This is a genomic window from Roseateles sp. (assembly GCF_036404855.1).
Lineage (GTDB): Bacteria > Pseudomonadota > Gammaproteobacteria > Burkholderiales > Burkholderiaceae_C > Pelomonas.
The window spans coordinates 36,223-62,052 of the sequence record NZ_DASWYS010000300.1; the positions used below are offsets into that span (position 1 = coordinate 36,223).

The window sequence follows — 25,830 nt, forward strand, 5'->3', positions numbered from 1 at the left end:
TTGACGAGTTCAAGGCCGTGGAGCCCTCCTGCTTGGTGGATTGCTCGTCAGCATCCCACCTCAGCCAGTATTTTCTATGTCCAATCAATACTCTGGTTTTAAACCTGTTCAAAAACCCATCGCTCTTGCGGTCCTTGGCCTGATCCTGGCCACGAATGCTGCAGCGCAGCAAACGTCGACCGACAATAAGCCCGCCACCACGGCCGAAACTCCTGCTGCGAAGACCGACGCCGTCCAGAAGCTGGATGCAGTTGTCGTCACCTCTGGCTCGCGGATCAAGCGCGATGCCTTCAGCTCGCCGGCCCCCATCCAGGTCATCAAGAACGAAGACGCCGCCCTGGCGGGCTTCACTTCCACGGCCGCGGTTCTGCAGAGCACGTCCGTGACCGGCGGCGCCGGCCAGATCAACAACGCTTTCGGCGGCTATGTGACCGACGGCGGCCCGGGTGCCAACACCGTGGGCCTGCGCGGCTTTGCGCCGACCCGCTCGCTGGTGCTGCTGAACGGTCGCCGCATGTCGCCCTCGGGCACCCGTGGTTCCGTCGGCGCCGCTGACCTGAACACGCTGCCCAACGCCATCGTCGACCGCATCGAAGTGCTGAAGGACGGCGCCTCGTCCGTCTACGGCTCCGACGCCGTGGCCGGCGTGATCAACATCATCACGAAGAAGGACCTGACCGGTATCCGCCTGGACGCCTCGATCTCGCAGACCGAGCACGGCGGCGGCAATGCCTACAACTTCTCGGCCGCAGGTGGCATGGTCAATGACCACTCGCGCTTCCTGGTCTCGTACAACTTCAACGAGAACACCCGCATGACGCTGGGTCAGCGTGACTGGACCCGCTGCAACACCGACTACCGTCGCACCAGCGTCAACGGCGTCGTTGGCGAATGGGGCAGCTGGGATACCAAGGATCCGCTGACCGGCAAGCCCAAGTGCTACCCGATCACGGGCACCGGCTCGAACGGCGTGACCATCAACACCATCGGCACCGGCGGCACGCCTGCTGGCAGCGCCACCACTGGCGTCGGCGCCCCTGGCTCGGTCGGTACCACCTTCAACCGCTGGCGCCCGAACTCGGCCGTGACCACGGGTCTGGTCGGCTGGGAAGGCGTGGGCGGCGGCTCGACGACCGACAACAACGTCCGCGACACGTTCGACCCGCGCGTGATGAACAACACGCTGATGTCGCCGGTGCGCAACCACAACCTGTACGCCCAAGGCGCCTTCGACGTGCAAGCCCTCGGCGACGCTGAGGCCTACTGGGAAGTGCTGTTCAACCGCCGCGACTCGTCGCAGGTCGGCTTCCGTCAGCTGTCGCTGGACTACGCCAAGGGCAGCCCGCTGATCCCCGCCAACCTGGCATTCAGCACGGTGCAGACCGCCGCCACGACGATCACCAACGGCAAGGCACTGGGCGTGCGCGCCTTCATCGGTGCCGGCAACAGCTACTCCAGCCAGTCCGTGGACTTCACGCGCGCCGTGGCCGGCCTGCGCGGCTCCTTCGCCAAGTTCAACTGGGACTACGACGTCTCGGTGCAGCACGCCGAGAGCAAGGGCAGCTACCTGTTCGACGGCTTCCGCGCCGACCGCCTGGCTCAGAGCCTGAACGTCACGTCCAACGGCAGCGGCGGCTTCAACTGCGTCGACACGGCCAACGGCTGCGTCGCCGCACCGGCACTGACCTCGGCCGTCGTGGGCGGCCAACTGCCGGCCGCCTGGCTGGGCTTCGTGTACGACAACTACACCGGCGTGACGAAGTACAAGGAAGACGTCGTGTCGGCCTCGACGACCGGCAAGCTCTTCAAGCTGCCCTATGGCGACGTGAAGGGTGCCGTTGGCGCCGAGTTCCGCCGCATGTCCATCGATGACACCCCGTCCATCGACCAGCAGACCGCCAACATCTACAGCTTCACCTCGTCCACGCCGACCCGTGGCAACGACCACGCCACCGATGTGTTCGCCGAAGTTGAAGTGCCGCTGCTGAAGGACCTGCCGCTGGCCAAGGAACTGACGCTGAACGGCTCCACGCGCCGCGCGGACTACAAGTCCTACGGCTCGGGTTCCACCTACAAGATCGGTGCCCTGTGGGCGCCGACGGGCTGGGTCTCGCTGCGCGGTACCAACGGCACGTCCTACCGCGCGCCGGCCCTGTTCGAGCAGTACGTCGGTGCGACTACCGGCTTCCTGAGCGCCGCCGGTGACCCGTGCAACAGCCCCACCCCGGGCAGCCAGCGCGCGATCAACTGCGCCAGCGAAGGCCTGCCGGCCAACTTCCAGCAAACCAGCAGCATCACCTCGGTCACCCTGGGTGGCCGTGAAGCCGGCCTGGCCGCGGAAACCTCGAAGAACTCGTCGTGGGGCATCATCCTGCAGCCCACGCTGCCGACCGGCTGGGGTGACCTGTCCGTGGCACTGGACCGCTTCGATGTGAAGGTCGACAACGGCGTCTCCCGCGCCGGCGCCGCCAACATCCTGACGCTGTGCTATGACGATCCGGCCTTCCGCAGCGGCGGTGGCTATTGCAAGCTGATCACGCGTGCCCCGGGCAACAACGCGCTGACGGTCAACAACAGCTACATCAACCTGTCGACCGACGTCGTGCGGGGCTACGACTACAACATCCGCTACACGAACGATGTGGGCATCGGCAAGCTGCGCGTGGAACTGTCGGCCACCGAGTACCACTCGCAAGCCGGCAAGGTCTTCGCGACCGATCCGCTGACCGAGAGCAACGGCCGCGTCGGCGTGCCGCGCTGGTCCGGTGCCTTGGACGTGAAGTACACGGTCAAGGGCTGGACGGCCTACTACGGCACGGAGTGGGTCGGCAAGACGTCGAGCTACGAGTACTACCAGCGTCAGGCCACCAGCGCCGCCAACGCTGCGCTGTACAACCCCGACACGAGCATCTACCAGATGCGCACGCCGAGCTACTTCCTGCACTCGCTGTCGCTGTCCTACAGCGACTCGGTCAGCAAGTGGAAGACGACGGTTGGTGTTCGCAACATCGCCGACAAGACGCCGCCCTCGATCTCGTCGGGCTACGCGAACCGCGTCGGCAATGCGCCCCTGTACAGCGGCTACGACTACTTCGGTCGTCGCTTCTTCATGAACGTCTCCAAGTCGTTCTAATCGCCTAGTGCTCTGATGCCCTGGCAACCTGCGGGTTGCCAGGGCATTTTTTTAAGCTGATTCGCATGAAAAGCTACTTGAACACCCTGAACCGGCTGATCGCCGGCGCAGGCGCAGCGCTGGCGTTCAGCCACGCCGCGCAGGCCGCTGATCCGCCGCCCATTCGCGTCCCGAGCACCGAGACCCTGGCGCAGTTCCCTGGCATGACGGGTTTCCGGCTCTCGCCTGACGGCAAGCACATGCTGGCCATCCAGAGCAAGGGCGACGCCCGCAGCATCCTGGTCTGGAAACTGGCCGACCTGGCCGCCAAGCCTACGGTCATTGGCGCCACCAACATGCAGATCCGCAGCGCGTCGTTCCTGAAGAACGACATGCTGCAGGTCGTGATGACGCAGCCTTACGACCTGCGCGCCGAACAGGTCACCAAGACCTTCATCAACAAGCTGCTGTTCACCGACCTCGAGGGCAAGAACTGGATTGAGCCCATGGCGTCCGGCGATATCGCCCGCACCGAGATGGCCAAGAAGCAGGCGGCGCTGGCAAACCCCACGGTGCTGAACCGGCTGCTGTCCGACCCCGACAACATCGTGCTGGAAAGCGACAGCCGCGGTGAGAGCCGCGACATCTTCCGCTACAACCTGCGCACCGCCAGGGCCTCGCGCATCATGCGCATGAGCGAGCTGGACATGAGTGTGGCCGTCAACGACGCGGGGCAGCCCTGGGCCAAGTCCCGCTCTGGCAGTGACGACAAGGGCGCCTTCATTGCGCTTGACTTTCGCGACGCCGGCGGTGAGTGGAAAGAGCACTTCCGCAGCTATGTGAAGGACCGCGATGTCGTCAACATGGTGGCCCCCGGCGCCAAGCCCGGCACGGCCGTCATCGTCAGCAACGTGGGACGGGAGTTCGCAGGGCTGTACGAATACGACACTGTCAGCCGCAAGATCGGCGAGACGCTGTTCGAGCACAAGTACTTCGACGCGGTCGGCGTGATTTCCGACCGTGACGACGGTGCTCCCGGTCCGAACGGCTTCGAGGGCTTCGAGTTTGACGGCCACCAGGGGCTCGACGAACTGTGGGTCGATCCCAAGACGGAGTCCATCGTGCGCGGGGTGGCTCAGGCCTTGGGCATCAAGGAGATCAAGCAAGAGCTCGTCGGCGTGGCCAGCGGCGAGCGGGCCCAGATCCCCGCGTTCGATGGCGTCTCCGTGCGCGTCGTCGAGGCCCGCCTCGGCGAAACGCCCACCTACCTGATCCGTGTCAGCGGCTTGTCCTACCCGACCGAGCACTACCTGCTGCGCGGCCAGGGCATCCAGCTCCTCGCCAAGGAGTACCCGGACATCGACAAGCGCGCCCTCGGCAGTTCGCGTTTCGTCTACTACAAGGCGCGCGATGGCCTGAACATCCCCGCCTACCTCACGGTACCCAACCCGCAGCTTTGCGGGCCGGGGCCCTACGCCGCCGTCGTGCATCCTCACGGCGGCCCGTGGGCACGTGACACCATGCAGTACGACGGCTCCGGCTGGGTCCCGCTGCTCGTGTCTCAGTGCAAGGTGGTGCTCCGCCCGCAGTTCCGCGGCTCGGCCGGCTGGGGCCGCACGCTGTGGTTCGCGGGTGACCGCGAATGGGGGCAGAAGATGCAGGACGACAAGGACGACGGCGCGAAGTGGCTGATCAGCGAGAAGCTGGCCGACCCCAAGCGCATCGCCATGTTCGGCTTCTCCTATGGTGGCTACTCGGCGTTCGCCGCGTCGGTGCGGCCCAACGGCCTCTACAAGTGCGCCATCGCCGGTGCGGGCGTGTCGGACATCGAGCGCATCTGGGCGCGGTTCTTCACCAACCCGTTCTTCCGGCAGCGCCAGGAGCCGACGGTGCGCGGCCTGAGCCCTCTGACCAAGGCCGATCAGATCGAGATCCCGATCATGGTCTACCACGGTGACCGCGACCAGACCGTGCCGCTGATCCAGTCGGAACTCTTCGTCGACAAAGCCAAGGCGGCCGGCAAGCCCGTGGAGTATCACGTGCTCAAGGATTACGCCCACGGTCCCGCCTGGACGCGCCAGACCAATGCCGAACAGTTGAACCTGATCAGCACGTATCTGAGCTCGGGCTGCGGCAAGGGCGGCCTCTGACCGCTTGACGGTCCCTTCAAGGAAAAACGGCGGCCCAAGGCCGCCGTTTTTTCATACCTTACGGGCGCTCAGACTTTGATCGAGAACGGATTGAAGTCGGTGCCGCGGTCGTAGTGGTCCACGCCCTCGGCGCGCTTCAGGAAGGCGACGGCCTTTGCGGTCGCCGGGTACATGACGGCCTCCCAGATCGTCTTGAACAGGTACTGGCTGACGATGACGGCCATCAGCTGTTCGTGCGGCCAGATGCCCCAGAACGCGATCAGGAAGAAGAGTCCCGTGTCGACGAACTGACCCACGACGGTGGAGCCCACGACTCGCGCCCACAGAAAGCGACCCTGCGTTGCGACCTTCATCTTCGCCAGCACGTAGCTGTTGACGAAGCTGCCGCAGGCGAACGCGATCATGGAGCCGGCGACGATGCGCCAGGTGTTGCCGAACACCGCTTCGATCTGCGGCTGGTAGACAGCCATGAACTCGTTCTGTGCTGGCGGCAGGTGCACGACAACGAACGCCATGAAGGCCGCGAATAGCAGCGCACCGAAGCCCGCCCAGACGACCCGCCGGTCGCGGCCATAGCCGTAGACCTCGGTCAGCACGTCGCCGAAGATGTAGCTGATCGGGAAGAAGAACAGGTCGGCGCCGAAGGTGACCGTGCCGAACACCGGCAGCGTCAGCTGCGCCGCCTTGGCCGCACCGATCAGGTTGGAGCACAGCAGCACGCAGACGAACGCCGCCATGATCAAGTCGTAGTACTTGAAGGATCGGGGCGGCTGGTTCATGCGTGCTCCTTCAGGCTTGGTGGCGTCCGGTGAGTTTCAGCAGTGTCTGGTGCAGCTTTGGCGTGTCGATGGGCTTGGTCAGAAAGTCGTTCATGCCGGCGGCGAACGCATCATCGCGCTCTGACACCAGCGCCGCTGCCGTCAGCGCGACGATGGGCAACTGCTCGGCCGAGAAATGCTTGCGCAGCTCGCGGGTCGCGTCATGCCCGCCCATGACGGGCATCTGCACGTCCATCAGCACGATGTCGAACGGCTTGCCGACGCTGGCCGCCGCCAGTACTGCCTCGATGGCCTGGCGGCCGTCGCTGGCCTGGGCGACCTCCATGCCCCATTGCTCCAGCTGGGCAACGGCGATCAGCATGTTGACCGGGTGGTCCTCGGCGATGAGTACGCGCCGCCCCTGCAGGGCGGCCTCGCTGGGGCCGCCCTGGGTGCGCGGCTCGCGTGGCTGGTGGGGCATGGGAGCCGGTGCGGCGGGCAGCGGCAACTCGGCCCAGAAGGCCGAGCCCTTGCCCGGCACGCTGTCGACGCCGACCTCGCCGCCCATCAGCGAGGCCAGCTCGCGGCAGATGGAGAGACCCAGGCCCGTGCCGCCAAAGCGCCGCGTCGTCGATTCGTCGGCTTGCGTGAAGGGCTGGAAGAGGCGGCTTTGCTGCTCGGGCGCGATGCCGGCACCGGTGTCGCGCACCTCGATGTGGACCCACTCGCCGGCGCTGCCGCGGGCATTCACGGCCATCGCGCGGACGCTGACGGTGATGCCGCCGGCCTGGGTGAACTTGAGCGCGTTGGTCAGGTAGTTGGACAGGATCTGGCGCGTGCGCAGCGGGTCGCCGAAGACCCAGGCCGGCAGGGCCGGATCGATCTCGACCGCGAAGCTCAGGCCGCGCGCCTGTGCCAGCGTCAGGTAGGCCAGGCGGATGGAGGCGAGCAGCTCGCGCAGCGAGAAGGGTTGGGTCTCCAGCGTGAGGCGCCCGGCCTCGATCTTGGACAAGTCAAGGATGTCCGAAATCAGGCCGGAGAGGCTCTCGGCGCTGTCCATCATCTGGTTGAGGTAGTCGCGCCGCTGGGTCTCGGAGATGTCGAGCTGCTGGGCCAGGCGGCCCAGGCCCAGCAGGCCGTTGAGAGGCGTGCGGATCTCGTGGCTGGTGTTGGCGAGAAAGGCACTCTTGGCGCGGCTGGCGGCCTGGGCCTCATCCTTGGCCTGAGCGAGCTGGCCCTCGACGCGGCGGCGCTCTGTGACGTCCTCGATGATCCAGATGGTGCCGCCGCGGCTGGGGTGGGCCGGGTCGACGGCCTGGGCCAGCAGGCGGGCCAGGAACGTGGAGCCGTCGCGGCGGCGCATGGTGCGCTCGGTCTCGACCTGCTCACCGGCCGCCAGCGCGGCGCCCAGGTCGCGGCCGACCGACTGCCACTCCTCGACGCTGGGCCAGACGACGCTGCCATGCTGGCCCAGCAGCGCGCCGCGCGCCCAGCCGAACATGGACTCGATGCGCGGGTTGGCCAGCACAAACTGATGGTCGCGCGTCAGCGCGATGCCGATGGACGCATTCTCCAGAATGGCGCCATGCACGAGGCGGGTGCGCTCACTCTCGCTCACGTCGCGGGCGTACAGCACGAGATAGCTCTGGCCGTCCATTTCGAAGGGCGCGACGGACACCAGCATGGAGACGGCGCTGCCGTCCTTGCGGCGGAAACTGATGGGCACGTTGCTGGCCGTGCCATCGCGGCGGATTGCTTCGCGGATCGCGGTGCGATCGGCCGGGTTGTGCCAGATGCCGATCTCGTCGGACGTGCGCCCAAGCACCTCGGCGCTGTCCCAGCCGGTGAGCGCCTCGAAGGCCTTGTTGACCATCGCGTAGCGTCCGCTCTCGGCCTCGGTCAAGGTGATGACGTCGGGGCTGGTGGCCACCAGGTGCGACAGCAGGCCTTCAGAGCGGCGCAGCGCATCCTGTGCGCGGCTCTGCTCGGTCTGGTCGGTGAAGAAGGTCAGCGTGGCCGGACCTGAAGCCGTCTCAACGCGCACGCTGGTGGCCTGCACGAGTCGGCGGCGCCGCGAGAGCGTGCGTAGCCGGTACTCGGCCATGGGCTGCATGGCACCTGGGGCCATGCCCTCGAGCCGCGCGGCCTGTTGGCGCGCGGTCTCGTCGTCGCCTGGCTCGTAGTGGCTGAACAGGTCCTGGCCAATCATGCTGGAGCGCTGCGCGTAGCCGAACATGGCCATGGCGGCGGGGTTGGCGTCGACGACGCGGCCCCAGCGGTGCAGCACCAGTGGGCTGGGCGAGCGGCGAAACAACTCGCGGTAGCGCGTCTCGGTGGCCTGCACGGTTTGTTCGGCGGCCACCTCGCCCGTCACGTCGCGCCCCACGCCCCAGTAGCCGCGGAAGTTGCCCTGCGCGTCGAAACGCGGCTCGCCGCTGATGGAGACCCAGAGCGCGCTGCCGTCGCTGCCGGCGCGCCGGGCCACGATGCCGTGGAACGGGCGGCGCGATTCGAGGTCGGCGCGATGAGCGTCGAGCTCGTCGTCCGACAGACCCATGCCGTCGATCTCCCAGGGCGTCTTGCCCAGGCAGGCCTCCACGTCCAGGCCGGAGCTGCCCAACCGCTCCTCGTCGATGTGGGTGAAGCGGTACTCGCGGTCCATCTCCCAGTACCAGTCCACCGCCATGCTCAACAGACCGCGAAACCGTGTCGTGCGCTCCTCGGCCTCCACCAGCGAGCGCTGCACCATCCTCAGCAGCCCGACGCCGGCGATCAGGCCTGCACCCAGCAGGCTGAACTGCATGACGACACGCAGCGCCAGGCTGTTCATGGCCGTGGGATGGGTGGTCCAGCCCAGGACCTCGGCGATGGCCAGCCCGGCAAGCGCGCCGCCGGCCAGCACGGTCAGCAGCAGGCCCGCGCCCAGCCCCAGCATGCCGGTGGCGAAGGTCACGATCAGGCCCGCCGCACCCAGGCCCAGCGTCCACAGGCCGAGGTCGCGCGACACTGCCACGGTCACTGGCAGCGCGATGACGAGGCACATCATCATCAGCGCGACGGCCGGCCGGGGCTCGCGTCGCGGTTTGCGAGACAGCGTGATCAGGCGCAGGAAGGCCAGCACCGAGATCAGGACCGCCAGCAGTGGCGGCAGCCATCCCTCCATCCATTCGCCCGGCTGGCGGGTGATCCAGAGCAGTGCGGCCACGGGCAGCAGGATGGGTCCGCAGGCCAGCAGGAAGACGCGCGCCGCATGCCAGCGCATGCTGGTGGCCAGGCGCATGCGCTGCTGCTCGGGCGGCGCTGCAGGGCCGACGAGGCTGCTGATGTCGTCGCCGGCTCGGGCCATGTCAGTGCCGCCCGGCCGCCCAAAGGCGCTGACGCGCCCCCTCGGGGAGCAGTGAGCGGAGTGGGCGTGCCGGCCGGCTCATCTCAGGCGAGGGCCCGTCTTGTGGTCTCGGCGACGTCGCGGGCGCGGGCCGCGAAATCCGCGCCGCTGCTGGCGTAGAGGATGGCGCGCGAGGAGTTCACGACCAGGGGCGCCGTGCGGCCCGCCGCCTGGACGACGGCCGCGGCGTCACCGCCCTGGGCGCCGACGCCGGGCACCAGCAGGGGCAGCGTGGGCGCGAGTTCGCGCACGCGGGCAATCTCGCCCGGATAGGTCGCGCCAACAACCAGGCCCAGCTGACCGTTGCGGTTCCACTGCGTCTCGGCGAGATGCGCCAGGTGCTCGAACAGGCGGGGCTGGCCGGGTACGTCGGCCAGGCGCTGCATCTGCCAGTCGTCGCCGCCCTTGTTGGAAGTGCGGCAGAGCAGGATGGCGCCCTTGCCCTCATAGGCGAGGTAGGGCTCGACGCTGTCGAAGCCCATGAAGGGAGACAGCGTGACGGCATCGGCCTGGTAGCGCTCGAAGGCCTCGCGGGCGTACTGCTCGGCGGTGGAGCCGATGTCGCCGCGCTTGGCGTCGAGGATGACGGGCACGCCGGGAGCGACGGCGTGGATGTGGGCGATCAGGCGCTCCAGCTGCGCCTCGGCACGGTGGGCGGCGAAGTAGGCGATCTGCGGCTTGAAGGCGCAGACGAGGTCGTGCGTCGCGTCGACGATGGCCGCACAGAAGTCGTAGATCTTGGACGCATCGCCGGCCCAGGCGCCCGGCAGCTTGCTGGGCTCGGGATCGAGACCGACGCAGAGGCGGGAGGAGGGGCGGGCTTGGAGCTGGGCAACAAAAGTCGTCATGTCAGGGCAAAGGCGGAGATGGGGGCGGTGCGGGCCAGCACGAATTCTGCAAAAGCCTCTGCCGGCAGCGGGCGGCTGAACAGATAGCCCTGCACGGCATGGCAGCCCTGGCGGCGCAGGAAGGCGAGCTGGCCTTCGGTCTCGACGCCCTCCGCCAGCGTCTGCAGGCCCAGGGCGCCCGCCATGCGGATGACGGCGTCGACGATGGCGCGATCCTCGGCGTCCTCGGTCAGGTCGCGCACGAAGGACTGGTCGATCTTGAGCTTGCTCACGCGGAAGCGCTTCAGATGGCTGAGCGACGAGTAGCCCGTGCCGAAGTCGTCGATGGACAGCTGTACGCCTCGGGCATGCAGCTCGTTCATGACCGTGATGGCGACGATCGGGTTGTCCATCGCGGCGCCTTCGGTCAGCTCCAGCTCCAGGCGCTGTGCCGGCATGCCGACCTCCTCGAGCACGCGGCCCACGAGCGACGGCAGGTCGTCGTGGCGGAACTGCACGGCCGACAGATTGACGGCCATGGTCAGCTCGGGCAGGCCGGACCGGTCCCAGCGCAGCAGCTGGGAGAGGGCTTCCTTCAACACCCATTCGCCGATGGGCAGGATCAGCCCGGAGGCTTCGGCAACGGGAATGAACTCGGCGGGGGACACCCATCCCAGCTCGGGGTGGTGCCAGCGCAGCAGGGCCTCTGCGCCGACGATGTGGGTCTCGCCGTGCGCGTCCAGCGCGAACTGAGGCTGGTAGTGCAGACTGAGCTGCTGGCGCTCCTGCGCGCGGCGCAGCGCGTTCTCCAGCTGCAGCGCGCGCGCCGACTGGGCCTGCATCTCGCTAGTGAAGAAGCGGTAGGCGTTGCGTCCATCGCGCTTGGCGCGGAACATGGCCGCGTCGGCGCATTTGCACAGGGTCTCGAAGTCGTCGCCATCCGTCGGGAACATCGCGATGCCCATGGACGGAGTGACGGTCAGCTCCTGCTGGTTGACCTGGAACGGCGCGCTGGCCAGCGCCATCAGCTTGGTGGCCAGGTGGGCGGCGCCGGCGATGTCGGTCAGCGGCAGCACCAGCACGAACTCGTCGCCGCCCATGCGCGCCACCGTGTCCTGCTCTCGCACGGCGCCGCGCAGCCGCGCGGCGAGCTGGGTCAGCAGGCTGTCGCCGACGCGGTGACCCAGGGAGTCGTTGACGTTCTTGAAATGGTCCAGATCCAGGAAGAGCACCGCCAGCGGTTCGTCGCTGCGGCGGGCGATGTCGATGGCCTGGCTGGCTCGGTCAGCGAGCAGATGGCGGTTGGGCAGGCCGGTCAGCGCATCGAACAGCGCCAGCCGCTCGGCACGGGCCTCAGCGGCTTGCTGCTCGGCGACCTTGAGCTCCAGCGCCGCCACGGTCTGGCTGAGCTGTTCGGTGCGCTGGGTGACGAGGGCCTCGAGCTGGGCCTTGGACTGAACCAGGTCTTGCTCAGCCTGCTTGCGGGCGGTGATGTCCTGCGTGATCCAGATCGAGCCTCGCGACAGGTCGCTGCGGTCAATGGCCTTGCTGCGCACCTCGCAGAAGATGGGCGTGCCGTCCTTGCGGACGAGCAGCATCTCGGCATGAAAGGAATCGCCGCGCGACAGCGGCTCGTAGCAACGGTCCCCGGCAGCCTTCCAGTCCTCTTCGCTGAGGTACCAGACCCGCGAGAGCTGGCCGTCGAGCTCGCCCGGCCCGTAGCCGAAGAGCTGCTCGAAGGCGCGGTTGCAGCGCGTCACGCGGCGGCCGCGCAGGAAGACGATGCCGACCATGGCATGGTCGAAGATGAGCTGCTGCTCGGCATGCAGGTCGGCCAGCGCAGCATCGGCCAGCTTGCGCTCGCTGATGTCGTCGACGATCCAGATCGAGCCGTCCGCCGGGTCGTCGGGGTTGATGAGGCGGCCGGTCAGCTGGGTCCAGATCCGCTCGCCGTTCTGGCGCAGCATCAATTGCTCGATGCGGAAGGTCTCGCCGGCCGCCAGCACCGGATAGGCGCGACGCCCCAGGCTGCGAGCCTCTTCCTCGCTCTCATACAGCTCCACGCTGCTGCGGCCGATGGCCGCCTCCGGGCTGTCGAAGCCGTAGATCTCGGCGTAGCGCTGGTTGCAGCGCACCAGCGTGCGTGCCTTCACGAAAACGACGCCGACACCCGCGTTGGCCAGAATGACGTCCAGCTCGCGCAGGGCTTGGCGGAGCGCGGGGTTGTCGCTGGTGTCGGGCGCGAGGCTCATGAAGAGGCTAGTGGGCGGCGGCGGTCGGTCTGTCTGGCAAGGATTGGAGCATGACCGGTTATTGTCTGACCTCATGCACATCCTCGTCACCGAACGCTTGGCGCTGCGTGAATTCACACCGCTTGACGCGCCCTTCCTGCTTCGCCTGGTCAACGAGCCGGGTTGGATACGCAACATCAACGACCCCGGCGTGCGCAGCGTCGACGACGCGCTGACCTGGGCCGAGGGCCGGCTCTTCAAGGCCTATCGAGAACTGGGTCACGGTTTCTGGGCCGTGCAGCGGCGCGAGGACGGTGCGCTGCTTGGCATGTGCGGGCTGTTCAAGCGAGCGGCGTTGCCCGAGCCTGATCTCGGCTACGCACTGCTGGCCGAGCACGAGGGCCGTGGCTATGCGCTGGAGGCCGCGCGGGCCTGTGTGGCCCATGCGAAGGCGGTGCTGGGCTGGCCCACGCTGATGGCCATCACCGCCGTCGACAACCCGCCCAGCGTGGCCCTGCTCCTCAAGCTGGGCTTCGTCGAGCAGGGCCAGGAGCAACTCGAGGGCTACAGCGGGCCCTCGAGAGTCTTCCGGTTGGCGCTCTAGGCGCGCGCGTCAGACGCGCTTGGCCAGGTCTTGCGCCAGCCCGGTGTAGGAGCCCGGGGTCATCTTCAGCAGCCGGGCTTTCTCGGCCTTGGGCAGTTCCAGGCCTTCGATGAAGGCGCGGATGGACTCCTGCGTAATGGCCTTGCCGCGCGTCAGCTCCTTGAGCTGCTCGTAGGGGTTGGGCAGGCCGAAGCGGCGCATGACGGTCTGGATCGGTTCGGCCAGCACTTCCCAGGCGGCGTCGAGGTCGTCGGCCAGCGCGGCCTCGTTCACTTCCAGCTTGCCCAGGCCTTTGGCCAGCGAGTCGTAGCCCAGCAGCGCGTAGCCGAGGCCCACGCCCATGTTGCGCAGCACCGTGGAGTCCGTCAGGTCGCGCTGCCACCGGCTCACCGGCAGCTTCTGGCTCAGGTGCGTCAGCACGGCGCTGGCCAGGCCGAAGTTGCCCTCCGCGTTCTCGAAGTCGATGGGGTTGACCTTGTGCGGCATCGTCGAGCTGCCGATCTCGCCGGCCTTGGTCTTCTGCTTGAAGTAGCCCAGCGAGATATAGCCCCAGACGTCGCGCGACCAGTCGATGAGGATGGTGTTGGCACGCGTGAACGCGTCGAACAGCTCGGCCATGTAGTCGTGCGGTTCGATCTGGATGGTGTACGGGTTGAAGGTCAGCTTCAGCTGCTTCTCGATGACGCTCTTGGAAAAGCTCTCCCAGTCGTGCTTGGGCCAGGCCGACAGGTGGGCATTGAAGTTGCCCACTGCGCCGTTCATCTTGGCCAGGGGCTTGACGGCGGCGATGCGCGCACGCGCGGTGACCAGGCGAGCGACGACGTTGGCGATCTCCTTGCCCACCGTCGTCGGGCTGGCCGTCTGGCCATGCGTGCGGCTCAGCATCGGCGTCGCGGCGAACTGATGCGCCATCTTGCGCAGCGTGGCGACGATGCCATCCAGCGCCGGCAGCATGACCTCGTCGCGCGCGGCCTTCAGCATCAGCGCATGGCTGGTGTTGTTGATGTCTTCGCTGGTGCAGGCAAAGTGCACGAACTCAGCCGCAGCCAGCAGTTCGGGCTGGCCCTCAAAGCTGCGCTTGATCCAGTACTCCACGGCCTTCACGTCGTGGTTGGTCGTGCGTTCGATGGCCTTGATCTCCTCGGCATCGGCCTCGGAGAACTTCTTGACGAGGCGGCGCAGGCGCGAGCGCGCCGCGCTGGACAGCGGCTTGAATTCCTTGAAGCCGGCATCCGACAGCGCGATGAACCATTCCACTTCGACCTGAACGCGGCGGTGCATCAGCCCGTACTCGGAAAGCAGCGGACGCAACGCGGCCACCTTGGTGGCGTAGCGGCCATCCAGCGGCGACAGGGCGCTGATCGGGTTGAAGTCGGTCGTGGTCATGGCGGGCCGGCGGGTCGTGGAAAACCCGCAATTCTAGAAGTCGGCCGCGAACCGGGTCAGCGCTCGCTGAAGAACTTCACACGCTCTTCGTCGGCCGGATGTGTCGAAATCGCGATGGCGATCGGGCTTTGCGGTGTCTCGTCGCTGCGCTTCTTGTGCGCCACGCGCTCGAAGAACACCGCCATGCGCGACGGGTCCACGCCGCCCGCCCGCGCCAGGGCTCGGGCGTAGAAGTCAGCCTCGCGTTCGTTGTCCCGCGAGTAGGCATTGCTGGCCAGCAGCGCAGGCGCGGCGGCCAGCAGCGTGGAGAAGTCCCCCACGATGACTGATGCCACTACCCCGATGGCGCCTGCGTGCAGCAGCATGCGCAGCCCGTGACGGTGCTGGACGTGCCCCAGTTCGTGCGCCAGCACGGTCAGCGCCGCGTCGGGCGTGTCGTCCAGCAATTTCAGCAGCTCGTCGGTGAGGACGACGTCGCCCCCTGGCAGCGCGAAGGCATTCGGCCCCAGCGCCTTGCCGCCGTCGCGGAAGTGGACCGCGAATTGTTCTGGCACCGCCGGCCCCCCCGCCTGGCGGGCCTGCTGCAGCATGGCAGCCCAGCGCGCGCGCCAGGCGCGTTGCGCCTCGGCCGGCAGTCGGCTGGGCTTGAGCCATTGCTGATCCAGGCGGCCCAGCAGGTGCCCGCCCAGCTTCTGCTCCACCGTGCGGGGCATGGCATCCACGGCCACGTTCACCCCCCACGGCAACCCCCACCGATAGCCGGCTGCCAGGCCCGCCACCAGCAGCGCCAGCGACAGCGCCGCCAGGCGCCAGCTCTGCTGCCACTGCACCACGGCACTGTCGCTGCGGCCCGACGCCTGGGCCCAGGCGTCGAAGGCACCGGCATCCGCAAAGCTCAGCAGCCCGCCCGCGGGCAGCAGGATCTGCCGCTGGCCATGCCGCTGGCGTTCGGGCCAGGTCAGGCTGGCGACCGGCGCGCTCTGGTCGCCGTAGCGCAGCGTCTTGCCGTCCAGCCAGACGTCGACAGGCCGCGCGCGGGCGCTGCGGCCGTCGTACCAGTCGGCGGTCAGGCGCGGCGCCGCATGCATCACAGCCCCATGTCGATGCCGAAGAAATCGCCGGCGATGTCGCCTGTCGCGTCAGCATGGCCGGCGTGGGCGGCGGCCACCCAGTCCTGCGCGTCGCCCTCGCAAGCGATGGTCACGGCCTCCAGACGCAGCCGAGCCGTGGCCACGGCGGCAAAGGGGCGGTACAGGCTCAGCGTCAGCGCGGTCAGGAGCCAGTTCTTCAGCGTGAGCCCGAACAGCTTGCGGAATTCCAGTTGGCTCCTGAAGCTCAGCGCCTCGCTGCGCGTGCCGTTCCATGCCAGGTTCTGCAGACGGGTCGCACCGTAGGGAAAGGCGGCGGCGAAGACCAGCACATAGGCGAGCGCGGCCCCGACGGTTGTCAAGATGATGCCGGCGGCGCGCCCGTTGTCTCCCATCGTGCGCGCCGCAAAGAACAGCACGGCCATCACTGCCACGGTCACCGCCACCGCGAGCAGCGCGACGCCGACGGTCTTCAGCGCCAGCAGATAGACCTGACCTGCCGGCAGCTCGATGCGGCTGTGCTGTGCGGCAATGCGATAGCCGTTGTGCTGATAGCGCTTGAAGAGCGCCAGCGACCACGGGGCGAGCAGCACCATGCACAACGCTCCGGCGAGGTACAGGACCAGGGCGGGCGTCAAGCCCCGGGCAGCCTCGGCGTCCGCGTCCGGGCCTACCAGCGCCGCGGCGCCCACCAGCGCCACGGCGGGAAGATAGCTGGGGGCGCAGGCGCGGTAGGCATCTGCCAGCGAGCCCTCGAAGCGCATGCGCAGGCCGCGCCAGCTGGTATTGCCGAGGCGAAACTGCAGCGACGCGCGCCACAGCGCGGGCCAAATGGCGCACAGGATCAGGAAGGCGATGAACGCCGCCAGGGGCGAGAAGTGGCCGGCAAGGCTGTACGCGCCCATCATCGCCACCAGCAGCAAGAAGCCTCGGAACATCTTCCTTGGGTCGCCGTGGAAACCCAGCGCTTGTCCATCGACCAGGGTGTTCGCATAGAAGTAGCGGATGCGCCGTGCCTTGGCGAAGGGCAGGTAGAGCCCCAGCGTCACAAGGATGAGCAGCAGGTTGACAGCCCAGATGCGGAAATACTCGCTGCCCGAACCCGTGAAGCGGATTTCTAGGACACGCGGAACGGGCGGCAATGGCGAGGGGGCCGCGGTGGTAGCGGCGTCGATGTCGAGCATGGGTTCTCCCTGAGGGGCCGCCGTCTATCGCGGCGGACCGGGCAGCACTTTGGCGGCCGTCCGCCTGGCTGGCAACCCCCGCGTGAGGTGGCTGTCGGCCCCAGCCGACAGGCCTTTTTCACGGGTGGTTTGCAAGGGGGCGCTGGCTAGAATCGTTTCGACTTGTGATGCCCGTGTTTGCCCTATGACCATGAAGTTGATCGGATCTCTCGCCAGCCCTTATGTGCGCAAGGTGCGCATCGTGATGGCCGAGAAGAAGCTCGATTACCAGTTGGTGCTGGAAGACGTCTGGGCCAGTGACGCCATCCTCAAGATGAACCCGCTGGGCAAGGTGCCCTGCCTCGTCATGGAGGGCCAGGACTCGATCACCGGTGCGGTGTTCGACTCGCGTGTCATCGTCGAATACGTGGACACCCTGTCGCCGGTGGGCCGGCTGATTCCCGAGCGTGGCCGCGAGCGCTGCGAGGTGCGCACCTGGGAGGCTCTGGCCGACGGTGTCGTGGATGCGGGCATCCTCGTGCGGTTGGAGCGCACCTGGGCCCAGCGCACCCCCGAGCAGCGCAGTCCGGCTTGGATCGCCCGCAACCTGACCAAGGTCACCGCGGCGCTGGCCGCGATGAGCCAGGGCCTGGGCGACAAGCCCTGGTGCTCGGGCAACCATTTCTCCCTGGCCGACATCGCCGTTGGCTGCGCCCTGGGCTGGCTGGAGTTCCGCTTTCCGGAAATCGGTTGGCGAGAAGCGCATCCCAATCTGGCGCGGCACATGGACAAGCTGGCCCAGCGCCAGAGCTTCATGGACACCGTGCCGGCCTGACGGGCCCTAGATGACATTGGCCTCGATGAGAGGCAGGCCATCGAGCACGCGCTGCGGTGTCAGCGCTGCGATCAGCGGTGCGTCCAGGCCCGCCACCAGGCGTGCCATCGAGTGGCCGACAGCGGGGGACTGCTGCATGCCGTGGCCCGAGAAGCCGCAGGCGGTGAAGGCATTGGTCCAGCCCGGCAGACGGCCCGCGAGGCCGTTGTGGTCGAAGGCATTCATCTCGTAGTAGCCGGCCCAGGCCGAGCGCACGCGCAGCGCCTCCAGCGCCGGCACGCGGGCGGCGAGCGTGGGCCAGAGCCGGTCCTCGAAGAGGCCGTGGTCGATGCCGTGCAGCGGCAGGTCGTCGGTATCCTCGCCGCGCGGCGGGCCGCCGGCCAGGAGCAGCCTGCCCTCGGTGCGGAACCAGAAGCCGCTCGGGTCGATGACCAGCGGGCATCCGGGCAGGGCGGCGGGCGTCTCCAGTACGAAGACATCGCGCTTCTTCGCCGTGACGGGCAGGGTGCAGCCCAGCGTCCGGCCCAGCGGCGCGCTCCACGCGCCGGCCGTGATGACGAAGGCATCGCCGCCCAGGCAGCGGCCGTCCGTGCAGCGGACACCAGTCACGCGGCAACCGTGGCTGTCGAAGTCCAGCGCCTCGGCGTGCACGAAGCGCACGCCGCAGCTCCGCGCCTTATGCCGGAAGGCGCGGTGCAGGGCGGGGCCGTCGAACCAGCCTTCGCCGCTCAGCCCGAGCGAGCCGAGTGCGAGGTCGTCGACGGCCAGCCATGGGAAGCGGGTCACGAGTTCGGCCTGGTTCAGCAGCGCGACGTCGACGCCCGCGGCGCGTTGCCGAAGGTGCATCTCGCGCAACGATGCCGCGCCGGCTTCCGTTGCCAGATAGAGGTAGCCCGGCTCGACGAGGCCGAGGGTTGGACGGTCGTCGGCCGTCGCCAGTTCGCTCGCCGCGCGGCGCAGGAACTCGATGCTCCAGCGTGACAGCGCCATGTTGACCGGCTGGGAGAACTGCTGGCGGATGGAGCTCAGCGACAGCGAGCTGGAGGCTTGCGCATAGCTGGGATCGCGCTCGACGACGGTCACGGCCGCGCCGTGGTCGCGGGCCAGGAAACACGCGGTGGCGGCGCCCATCACGCCACCGCCGATGACGGTCACTTGGAACATGCTGGCAGCATAGAGGGCATGCGCCAATCCCATCTCGACCCCCGTGCCGTTGTCCTGCTCCTGCTGTGCTGCCTGCTGTGGGGCATCAACCAGGTGGCCGCAAAAGCCGCGCTGACCGAGATCGGGCCGTTGTGGCAGGCAGGGCTGCGCTCGCTGGTGGCGGGCGTGCTGGTGTGGCTGTGGTCGTTGTCGCGAGGCATCCGCCTGTTCGAGCGCGACGGCAGTCTCGGGGGCGGCCTGCTGGCGGGCTTGCTGTTTGCCGGCGAGTTCGCCTGCATCTTCGTGGGCTTGCAGTACACCAGCGCGTCGCGCATGGTCGTCTTCATCTATCTGGCGCCCTTCGTCGTCGCGCTGGGTATGCCGTGGATCGCGAGTGGCGAGGCGCTGTCGGCGCGGCAGTGGGGGGGCTTGGTGCTGGCCTTCGGCGCGATGGCCTTCGCGTTCGCGGAAGGCTTCTCGGCGCCGGGCACGCCGCTGCAGTGGTGGGGCGACGCCCTGGGCGTGGCCGCCGCCGTGCTGTGGGGCGGCACGACACTGGCCATCCGTGCCACCCGGCTGGGTGCCGCGCCGGCCGAGAAAACCCTGCTCTACCAGCTGGGCGTCTCCGCGCTGGCGCTTTGCGCCGCGGCTGTCTTCGCCGGTGAGGCGCGGCCACTGGATTGGTCGCCGCGCCTCGTAGGCCTGTTCGGCTTCCAAGCCGTTGTCGTGACCTTCGCCAGCTATCTGGCCTGGTTCTGGCTGGTGCGCCACTACGTGGCCACCAAGCTCGCCGTCTTCACGCTGAGCACGCCGCTGTTCGGTCTGGCCGCCGGTGCGCTGCTGCTGGGCGAGGGCGTCAGCCCTCGCCTCGTAGGGGCGCTCGCGGCGCTGGCGGTGGGCATCGTGCTCGTCAACAAGCGCTGATGTCGCCACCGCGCCAAGGCTTCCCGACGTACCCTGCATAGACTGCGCGCCTATTCCCAGGAGACACCCATGATCACGCTCTGCGGCATCCCGCTCTCGAACTACTACAACAAAGTCAAGCTCGCCCTGCTGGAGAAAGGCATCCCGTTCAGCGAGGAGTACGTGAAGACGCATTCCGACGCCGAGGCCGTGCTGAGCTGTTCGCCGCTGGGCAAGGTGCCCTTCATAAAGACGCCGCACGGCGCGTTGTGCGAGAGCCAGGTCATCGTCGACTATCTGGAGGCCGCCTACCCCGACACACCGCGGTTGATCCCGGCGGACCCCTTCCAGGCCGCCAAGGTGCGCGAGCTGATCACGTATGTGGAACTGCACCTCGAACTGGTCGCGCGCGAGCTGTACGCGGAGGCCTTCTTCGGCGGCCAGGTGAGCGACGGCACCAAGAAGCGCGTTGCGCGCCTGCTGCCCGAGAACATCCAGGCCTTCAAGCGCCTGGCCCGATTTGCCCCCTACCTGGCGGGTGATGCCTTCACGATGGCCGATTGCGCCGGCTGGGTCAGCCTGCCGCTGGTGGGCATGGCCACCAAGATCATCTACGGCGAAGACTTGCTGCAGGCCGGCGGTGTGGACTGGAAGCCCTATGCCAAGCTGATTGGCGAGCGCCAGACAGCGCAGCGGGTCGTCGCCGACCGCAAGGCTGACCAGGAGCGCTCGCTGGCTGCCAACCGCGCCTGAGGGCGTCTTGGGATGAGCCTCGCGCGGCCGCTCGAAGGGGCGCCAGTGAACGCAGCTCACGTTGAGATCGAGCTGAAATTCCTTGTGCCGGCTGCCTCGCGTGCTGAGCTGGCCGCGGCGCTGATGGAGCGCGGCACCGCGCGACGCGTGTCCCTGATCGACGCCTACTTCGACACGCCCGACCAGCGCCTGGCGGGCGCGGGCCTGGCCTGGCGCATGCGCCGTGAAGGCCCGCGCTGGGTGCAGGGGCTGAAGGCCGCAGGCGTTGATGCGCTGACGCGATTCGAGCATCAGGTTGTCCGCCCCGACGCCTGCCCCGATCCGCAGGCACATGCCGACACGGCGCCTGGCCAGCAATTGTTGGCGTTGCTGGCGCAGGCCGGAGCGCAGGGGCAGGGCGCCGTCCTGCGCTTCCAGATTCAGCAGCGTCGCCTGCTGCGCCGTGTGCGTACTCGTGGTGCCGTCGTGGACATCGCATTGGACCGAGGGTGGCTGAAGGCGGGCGCTGAGGCCCGCAGGCTGTGCGAGGTCGAATTCGAGCTGGTGTCCGGCTCGCCGGTCGCGATGCTGGACCTGGCGGAGCGATGGCGGCGGCGCTTCGGCCTCATCCACGACCCACGCAACAAGGCAGAGCGAGGTCACGCCCTCGCTGCCGGGCTGGCTGACCCGCCGTTGCGCAAGGCCCGACCTCCGCGCTACGACAAGGACGCCAGCGCGCTGCATGCGTTTGGTGTCGTCTGCGACGAGTGCCTGGCCCAGGTCAGCCGCAATGCCATCGGCTTGGCCGAAGCCGACGTGGGCTTGCGCGCCGAGCATGTGCACCAGGTGCGCGTCGGCATCCGCCGCCTGCGCAGCGCGCTGAGTGCCTTCCGTGGGTGGGTGGCCGAGCCGCCGGTCGAGCTGGTGGACGGCCTGCGCGCGCTGTTCGCCGAACTCGGCCGAGCGCGCGACAGCGACCTGCTGGCCAGCGGCATTGCTGCCGAGCTGCGACAGGCTGGCGCGCCGCCGCTGGCCGTGCCCACGGAGGGCGGCACTTCGGACCTCGCCGCGCTGATCCGAAGCGACGTGACGCAGCGCCTGCTGTTGGCCTGGATTGCATGGCGTGCGGGCCTGGAGGCGGCAGCTCCACAAGACACGCTGAAGCGTCTGGCGCGCCAGCGCCTGCGCCGCTGGCACAAGGCCCTGGCGGAGGGCTGCCGGGGTTTCGACGATCTCGATTCCGCGGCCGTGCATCGGCTTCGCAAGCGTGTGAAGCGCCAGCGCTACGCGCTCGAGTTCCTGGCGCCGCTGCTGCCGCGCAAGCGTGCCGCCGGCCACCTGCGGGCGCTCGCCGCGGCCCAGCTTGCCCTGGGCGAGATCAACGACATCGTGGTCGCCCGCGATCGGTATCAGGCGCTGGTGGCCAACGACCCGTCCGCCTGGTTCGCAGTGGGCTGGCTGAGTGCCCGCCTCGCCGGGGCCCGCAGCAGGGCGCGCGACGAGCTGGCCGCCGTGGCCAACATGGAGCCGCTGCCGCGCTAGCCGACCGCGGAACCGGCTCATCCCTCCGAATCTGCAGTCTGTCGCGCGGAGCTAGGTCGGCACCGGGGTCAGAGATATGGTGTGCTACATCAGCAACACACCCCGGAGCTCACATGACTCCCACCTGGACCGACCAGGCGCCGATCTACCAGCAGTTGGCCGACCGTCTGGCCGTTCAACTGCTCGACGGCAGCCCCCCGGAAGGCGAGGCCCTGCCCTCGGTGCGCCAGCTCGCCAGCCAGTACGTCATCAATCCGCTGACGGTCACTCGGGCGCTGCAGGCACTCAGCGACCATGGCCTGATCGAGTCGCGTCGTGGCCTGGGCATGTTCGTGAAGGACGGTGCCCGCGCACGGCTCTTGCGCCAGGAGCGCGAACAGTTCCTGCAGAAGGATTGGCCGGCGCTGCGCGCCAAGCTCAAGCGGCTGGGGTTGAACGCGAAAGATCTGAACTGGGAGTCGACATGAACCTCATCGAAGTCAAGAACGTCACGCTGCGCTACGGCAAGAAGACGGCGCTGAGCGACATCTCCATCACCGTGCCCAAAGGCCGCGTGGTGGGGCTGCTGGGCCACAACGGTGCCGGCAAGACCTCGCTGATGAAGGCGCTGGTGGGCTTGCTGCCCGTGCAGGGGGAGATGACCGTGCTGGGCCTCAAGCCCACGCAGGACCGTCAAACGCTGTTGGAGCAGCTCAGCTACATCCCCGACGTGGCGGTGCTGCCGCGCTGGGCCAAGGTCCACGAGCTGATCACGCTGATGACGCGGCTGCAACCCCGGTTCTCGGCCGAGCGCGCTCGCGCGCTGCTCAAGCGCACCAGCGTGAACGAGAACGACAAGATCAAGAGCCTGTCCAAGGGCATGGTGGCGCAGACCCATCTGGCGCTGACCGCAGCCATCGACGCCAAGCTGATGATCCTGGACGAGCCGACGCTGGGCCTGGACGTGGTGTCGCGCAAGAGCTTCTACGAGATGCTGATCGACGAATGGTGCGATGGCGAGCGTAGTGTGCTGATCTCGACCCATCAGGTGGAGGAGGTCGAGGCACTGCTGAGCGACGTGATCATGCTGGACGAGGGGCGCGTGGCGCTGTCCATCAGCCTGGAAGACATCGACCGCCGCTTCGTCGCGCTGAACCATGATCCCGCTGCGGCCGACGCGATGGCCGCCGCACATCCGCTGCTGCGCTACCGCGAGCAGGGCCGCACGACGTCGCTGTTCGACGGTGCGCCGCCAGAGCATGTGGCCAGCCTGGGCCAGCGCGTGCGGCCGAGCCTCGTCGATCTTTTCATGGCGCTGACCCGCAACCCGGCGCTGAACGGCAAGCAGGCCTGACGGCCCCACAAGGAGACGCCATGACATCCCATATCCCCACCCTGCTGCTGCGCGAATGGATGCAACACAAGCGCGGCTGGCTGATTGCCGCCTTCGCGCCGCCCATCCTTTTCCTCGTCATGCTGCCCTTCGGCCATGTGCAAGGCCTGCCCACGGAGCACCGGGAGCTGCTGGCTCTCGGCATGCTCATGATCAGCGCCTGCGCCGTCTTCGCGATCTGCTTGCTGGTGGCGTTGTTTCAGCTGCCCGGCCTGGCACGCCGCGATGTGCAGGACCGCTCCATCGAGTTCTGGCTGTCCTTGCCGGGGCGGCCGAGTGAGAGCCTGGCGGCCACGGTGCTGGCGCACGCCTGGTTGGCGCCGCTGGGCGGCGCGATCGTCGGCGCGCTGTTCGGGCTGCCCATCGCGATGTCGGTGCTGATGGCGCAGGGGGGCGTGGTCGCGGACGTGAACTGGAACGAGGTTGTCGCCGCCGCGCTGCCGCTGCTGCTGCGCGGCCTGGCGGGCACGCTGCCGCTGCTGCTCTGGCTGGCACCGCTGATCTTCGTGCTGATGGCCGCTTCGGCCTGGCTCAAGCGCCTGGGCGTGCCGCTGGTCTTCGTCGGCGGCCTGGTGATCGTGCTGGTGCTGGACAAGGTCTACGGCATCGATTGGCCGATGCAAGCACTGGGCGCCTGGAACGCGCAGCTCAGCCGTGCGCTGGTCCACGATGGCCCCGGCCTGAAGCAGGCGCTGATGTCCACCGACGTCAATCTTTGGACCTGGGTCACGCAGGACTTTGGCCACGCCCTGGCCGACCTGGCTTCGCTGCAGTTCCTGGGCTGGGCTGCCGTGGCCGCCGCGGGCTTCGCCCTGGTGGTGGCGAAGCGCTCGCGGGCCGGTTGACGGGCGAGGGTCAGGTCGGCGAGCCGGCCAGGCCTTCGTTCGCCGGCGGCACGATGCGTGCCGCCATTTCCTTGCGGAAGCGGTTGAGTTCCTGAACGGTCGCGAAGCTGCGGTCCATCAGCAGGCTCATGTTGTGAAGGATGCGCTCGACGACCTTGTTCTCCCACACGGTGTCGAACTGGATCTGCGTGTCCAGCCAGCGCTCCAGCCACTCGGGGTCGGGCAGGCGGCTCTGAATGGTGTCGCGTGGGAACAGCTTGGCGTTGACGTGCAGGTTGGTGGGGTGCAGCGCCTGGGCCGTGCGGCGGGCGCTGGCCATCAGCACGCCGACCTTGGCGAAGGCGGCCCGGGCCTCGTCACCGAACTTGGCCATGGCGCGCTTCATGTAGCGCAGATAGGCGCCACCATGCCGGGCCTCGTCGCGCGACAGGGTCTCGTAGATGGCCTTGATGACCGGTTCGGTGTGCCACTCGGCGGCACGGCGGTACCAGTGGTTCAGGCGGATCTCGCCGCAGAAATGCAGCATCAGCGTCTCCAGCGCCGGCGCCGGGTCGAAGTCGAAACGCACCTCGTGCAACTCGGCCTCGGTGGGCACGAGATCGGGGCGGAAGCGCTTCAGGTACTCCATCAGCACGAGGCTGTGCTTTTGTTCCTCGAAGAACCAGACCGACATGAAGGCGAAGAAGTCGCTGTCCTCGCGGTTGTCGCGCAGGAACATCTCGGTGGCGGGCAGGGCCGACCACTCGGTGATCGCGTTCATCTTGATCGTCTGGGCCTGCTCGTCGGTAAGCAGGGTCGGATCGAACTTGTCCCAGGGGATGTCGCTGTCCATGTTCCAGCGCACGGCTTCGAGTTGCTTGAACAGTTCGGGGTAAAGCATGGCGGGTCCTCGTTTAGAGCCGGGATTCTAAAAGTTCGCGCCGACATGCTGTTTCGGGCCTCAATGGTGGTCCATTCGTGAGGGTCATGCATCCCCTGGCGGGGACGTCGCCGCGCACTGTTTGCAAAGCGGGAGTGGAAAGCCGTGGCCACGCCGGACACCCAATCATGACGACAACAAACGTCGCCCGAACTGGGTACAGCGGCCAGGAACTCCATGCGTCGGAACGACTCTCAGGCTACATACAGTGAAAACCCGAGTCCTGCACAGGGCGCTGGTTTTCGTCGTTCAACCTCGAATTTGGGTCGCGCAACCTCTCTGGATCAGAGCAGCAATCTCGGAGCCGTTCTCCTCCTCCTCCCTCCCTCCCTCGTTGGCTTCGAGGCGTTCTGCGGCCGCTTTTACAAGAAGGGCCCATGTCGATGGACATGGGCCCTTGCCTTTTGGGGCGGCCGCGCGAAAGCGGACGGCGGCGCTACTTCAGCCAGCCCTTGCGGCGGAAGTAGATGAAGGGTGCGGCCACCGACAGCAGCATCAGTCCGAGGGCAAAGGGATAGCCCCACTCCGACTCCAGCTCCGGCATGTTCCTGAAGTTCATGCCGTAGATGGACGCGATCAGCGTGGGCGGCAGCAGCGCCACGCTCGCCACGGAGAAGATCTTGATGATCTTGTTCTGGTTGATGTTGATGAAGCCGACCGTGGCGTCCATCAGGAAGTTGATCTTGTCGAACAGGAAGGCCGTGTGCGAGTCCAGCGAGTCGATGTCGCGCAGGATCTGGCGCGACTCCTCGAACTGCTCGGCGTTGAGCATGCGGCTGCGCATCATGAAGCTGACCGCGCGGCGCGTGTCCATCACGTTGCGGCGGATGCGGCC

The 25,830-nt window shown here is 67.7% G+C and carries 20 protein-coding genes; 10 read left to right on the forward strand and 10 right to left on the reverse strand.

Going from position 1 to position 25,830, the window contains the following annotated elements; all coding sequences use genetic code 11:
- Positions 1-76: 76 nt before the first annotated feature.
- Together VGF12_RS19930 and VGF12_RS19935 are read left to right on the forward strand one after the other, a co-directional pair.
- Positions 77-3,133 carry a TonB-dependent receptor domain-containing protein gene (locus VGF12_RS19930; protein WP_331177796.1) on the forward strand — a complete coding sequence of 1,019 codons (3,057 nt, stop codon included), beginning with the start codon at positions 77-79 and terminating at the stop codon, positions 3,131-3,133.
- A 65-nt stretch (positions 3,134-3,198) separates the two neighbouring features.
- Positions 3,199-5,262, forward strand: coding sequence for an alpha/beta hydrolase family protein (locus VGF12_RS19935; protein ID WP_331177797.1), 2,064 nt, complete (start codon positions 3,199-3,201; stop codon positions 5,260-5,262).
- 68 nt (positions 5,263-5,330) lie between these two features.
- Here the strand turns inward: VGF12_RS19935 and VGF12_RS19940 are convergent, their stop codons facing one another.
- The 4 genes from VGF12_RS19940 to VGF12_RS19955 form a co-directional block, all read right to left on the reverse strand.
- Positions 5,331-6,041, reverse strand: coding sequence for a queuosine precursor transporter (locus VGF12_RS19940; protein ID WP_331177798.1), 711 nt, complete (start codon positions 6,039-6,041; stop codon positions 5,331-5,333).
- Between the two features lie 10 nt (positions 6,042-6,051).
- Positions 6,052-9,366, reverse strand: a complete 3,315-nt coding sequence (locus tag VGF12_RS19945) for a PAS domain S-box protein (protein WP_331177799.1) — start codon at positions 9,364-9,366, stop codon at positions 6,052-6,054.
- Between the two features lie 83 nt (positions 9,367-9,449).
- Positions 9,450-10,253, reverse strand: coding sequence for an orotidine-5'-phosphate decarboxylase (gene pyrF, locus VGF12_RS19950; RefSeq protein WP_331177800.1), 804 nt, complete (start codon positions 10,251-10,253; stop codon positions 9,450-9,452).
- Positions 10,250-12,484 carry a putative bifunctional diguanylate cyclase/phosphodiesterase gene (locus tag VGF12_RS19955; RefSeq protein ID WP_331177801.1) on the reverse strand — a complete coding sequence of 745 codons (2,235 nt, stop codon included), beginning with the start codon at positions 12,482-12,484 and terminating at the stop codon, positions 10,250-10,252. The genes pyrF and VGF12_RS19955 overlap by 4 nt, the downstream gene beginning before the upstream one ends.
- A gap of 73 nt (positions 12,485-12,557) precedes the next feature.
- Between VGF12_RS19955 and VGF12_RS19960 the strand changes: the two genes are divergently transcribed.
- Positions 12,558-13,067 (forward strand): GNAT family N-acetyltransferase, encoded by a 510-nt coding sequence (locus tag VGF12_RS19960; RefSeq protein ID WP_331177802.1) that lies wholly within the window; start codon positions 12,558-12,560, stop codon positions 13,065-13,067.
- 9 nt (positions 13,068-13,076) lie between these two features.
- Here the strand turns inward: VGF12_RS19960 and purB are convergent, their stop codons facing one another.
- Genes purB through VGF12_RS19975 form a run of 3 tightly spaced genes read right to left on the reverse strand, consistent with a single transcriptional unit; the run spans position 13,077 to position 16,725 of the window.
- The gene (gene purB / locus VGF12_RS19965; protein ID WP_331177803.1) at positions 13,077-14,453 is read right to left on the reverse strand and encodes an adenylosuccinate lyase; all 1,377 of its coding nucleotides are present in this window, start codon (positions 14,451-14,453) and stop codon (positions 13,077-13,079) included.
- Positions 14,454-14,509: 56 nt separating this feature from the next.
- Positions 14,510-15,541: a M48 family metallopeptidase gene (locus VGF12_RS19970; protein ID WP_331177804.1), complete on the reverse strand. Its 1,032-nt coding sequence runs from the start codon at positions 15,539-15,541 to the stop codon at positions 14,510-14,512.
- Positions 15,541-16,725 (reverse strand): YjgN family protein, encoded by a 1,185-nt coding sequence (locus tag VGF12_RS19975; protein WP_331177805.1) that lies wholly within the window; start codon positions 16,723-16,725, stop codon positions 15,541-15,543. Before VGF12_RS19975 ends, VGF12_RS19970 begins: the two co-directional genes overlap by 1 nt.
- A gap of 190 nt (positions 16,726-16,915) precedes the next feature.
- On the opposite strand from VGF12_RS19975, the gene VGF12_RS19980 reads away from it, so the two are divergent.
- Positions 16,916-17,539 carry a glutathione S-transferase family protein gene (locus VGF12_RS19980; protein WP_331177806.1) on the forward strand — a complete coding sequence of 208 codons (624 nt, stop codon included), beginning with the start codon at positions 16,916-16,918 and terminating at the stop codon, positions 17,537-17,539.
- 6 nt (positions 17,540-17,545) lie between these two features.
- Here VGF12_RS19980 and VGF12_RS19985 read toward each other — a convergent pair whose 3' ends face one another.
- Positions 17,546-18,703: an FAD-binding oxidoreductase gene (locus VGF12_RS19985; RefSeq protein WP_331177807.1), complete on the reverse strand. Its 1,158-nt coding sequence runs from the start codon at positions 18,701-18,703 to the stop codon at positions 17,546-17,548.
- A gap of 18 nt (positions 18,704-18,721) precedes the next feature.
- Between VGF12_RS19985 and VGF12_RS19990 the strand changes: the two genes are divergently transcribed.
- The 6 genes from VGF12_RS19990 to VGF12_RS20015 all read left to right on the forward strand — a co-directional run bounded on the left by VGF12_RS19990 (position 18,722) and on the right by VGF12_RS20015 (position 24,076).
- Positions 18,722-19,606 carry a DMT family transporter gene (locus tag VGF12_RS19990; protein ID WP_331177808.1) on the forward strand — a complete coding sequence of 295 codons (885 nt, stop codon included), beginning with the start codon at positions 18,722-18,724 and terminating at the stop codon, positions 19,604-19,606.
- A gap of 69 nt (positions 19,607-19,675) precedes the next feature.
- Positions 19,676-20,338 (forward strand): glutathione S-transferase, encoded by a 663-nt coding sequence (locus VGF12_RS19995; protein ID WP_331177809.1) that lies wholly within the window; start codon positions 19,676-19,678, stop codon positions 20,336-20,338.
- Positions 20,339-20,383: 45 nt separating this feature from the next.
- Positions 20,384-21,859, forward strand: a complete 1,476-nt coding sequence (locus VGF12_RS20000) for a CHAD domain-containing protein (protein WP_331177810.1) — start codon at positions 20,384-20,386, stop codon at positions 21,857-21,859.
- 113 nt (positions 21,860-21,972) lie between these two features.
- Positions 21,973-22,326 (forward strand): GntR family transcriptional regulator, encoded by a 354-nt coding sequence (locus VGF12_RS20005; protein WP_331177811.1) that lies wholly within the window; start codon positions 21,973-21,975, stop codon positions 22,324-22,326.
- The gene (locus VGF12_RS20010) at positions 22,323-23,192 is read left to right on the forward strand and encodes an ABC transporter ATP-binding protein (RefSeq protein ID WP_331177812.1); all 870 of its coding nucleotides are present in this window, start codon (positions 22,323-22,325) and stop codon (positions 23,190-23,192) included. The genes VGF12_RS20005 and VGF12_RS20010 overlap by 4 nt, the downstream gene beginning before the upstream one ends.
- A 20-nt stretch (positions 23,193-23,212) precedes the next feature.
- On the forward strand, positions 23,213-24,076 hold the full coding sequence (locus VGF12_RS20015) for a hypothetical protein (protein WP_331177813.1): 864 nt from the start codon (positions 23,213-23,215) through the stop codon (positions 24,074-24,076).
- Positions 24,077-24,086: 10 nt separating this feature from the next.
- On the opposite strand, the gene VGF12_RS20020 is transcribed toward VGF12_RS20015, so the two are convergent.
- Both VGF12_RS20020 and VGF12_RS20025 read right to left on the reverse strand, forming a co-directional pair.
- Positions 24,087-24,956 carry a ferritin-like domain-containing protein gene (locus VGF12_RS20020; RefSeq protein WP_331177814.1) on the reverse strand — a complete coding sequence of 290 codons (870 nt, stop codon included), beginning with the start codon at positions 24,954-24,956 and terminating at the stop codon, positions 24,087-24,089.
- Between the two features lie 475 nt (positions 24,957-25,431).
- A partial coding sequence (locus VGF12_RS20025) for a CorA family divalent cation transporter (RefSeq protein ID WP_331177815.1) occupies positions 25,432-25,830 on the reverse strand: 399 nt, incomplete at its 5' end.

Coding starts and splice junctions, on each gene's coding strand:
- VGF12_RS19930 (WP_331177796.1), top strand. CDS start 77: ATGTCCAATCAATACTCTGGTTTTAAACCTGTTCAAAAACCCATCGCT.
- VGF12_RS19935 (WP_331177797.1), top strand. CDS start 3,199: ATGAAAAGCTACTTGAACACCCTGAACCGGCTGATCGCCGGCGCAGGC.
- VGF12_RS19940 (WP_331177798.1), bottom strand. CDS start 6,041: ATGAACCAGCCGCCCCGATCCTTCAAGTACTACGACTTGATCATGGCG.
- VGF12_RS19945 (WP_331177799.1), bottom strand. CDS start 9,366: ATGGCCCGAGCCGGCGACGACATCAGCAGCCTCGTCGGCCCTGCAGCG.
- pyrF (WP_331177800.1), bottom strand. CDS start 10,253: ATGACGACTTTTGTTGCCCAGCTCCAAGCCCGCCCCTCCTCCCGCCTC.
- VGF12_RS19955 (WP_331177801.1), bottom strand. CDS start 12,484: ATGAGCCTCGCGCCCGACACCAGCGACAACCCCGCGCTCCGCCAAGCC.
- VGF12_RS19960 (WP_331177802.1), top strand. CDS start 12,558: ATGCACATCCTCGTCACCGAACGCTTGGCGCTGCGTGAATTCACACCG.
- purB (WP_331177803.1), bottom strand. CDS start 14,453: ATGACCACGACCGACTTCAACCCGATCAGCGCCCTGTCGCCGCTGGAT.
- VGF12_RS19970 (WP_331177804.1), bottom strand. CDS start 15,541: ATGCATGCGGCGCCGCGCCTGACCGCCGACTGGTACGACGGCCGCAGC.
- VGF12_RS19975 (WP_331177805.1), bottom strand. CDS start 16,725: ATGCTCGACATCGACGCCGCTACCACCGCGGCCCCCTCGCCATTGCCG.
- VGF12_RS19980 (WP_331177806.1), top strand. CDS start 16,916: ATGAAGTTGATCGGATCTCTCGCCAGCCCTTATGTGCGCAAGGTGCGC.
- VGF12_RS19985 (WP_331177807.1), bottom strand. CDS start 18,703: ATGTTCCAAGTGACCGTCATCGGCGGTGGCGTGATGGGCGCCGCCACC.
- VGF12_RS19990 (WP_331177808.1), top strand. CDS start 18,722: ATGCGCCAATCCCATCTCGACCCCCGTGCCGTTGTCCTGCTCCTGCTG.
- VGF12_RS19995 (WP_331177809.1), top strand. CDS start 19,676: ATGATCACGCTCTGCGGCATCCCGCTCTCGAACTACTACAACAAAGTC.
- VGF12_RS20005 (WP_331177811.1), top strand. CDS start 21,973: ATGACTCCCACCTGGACCGACCAGGCGCCGATCTACCAGCAGTTGGCC.
- VGF12_RS20010 (WP_331177812.1), top strand. CDS start 22,323: ATGAACCTCATCGAAGTCAAGAACGTCACGCTGCGCTACGGCAAGAAG.
- VGF12_RS20015 (WP_331177813.1), top strand. CDS start 23,213: ATGACATCCCATATCCCCACCCTGCTGCTGCGCGAATGGATGCAACAC.
- VGF12_RS20020 (WP_331177814.1), bottom strand. CDS start 24,956: ATGCTTTACCCCGAACTGTTCAAGCAACTCGAAGCCGTGCGCTGGAAC.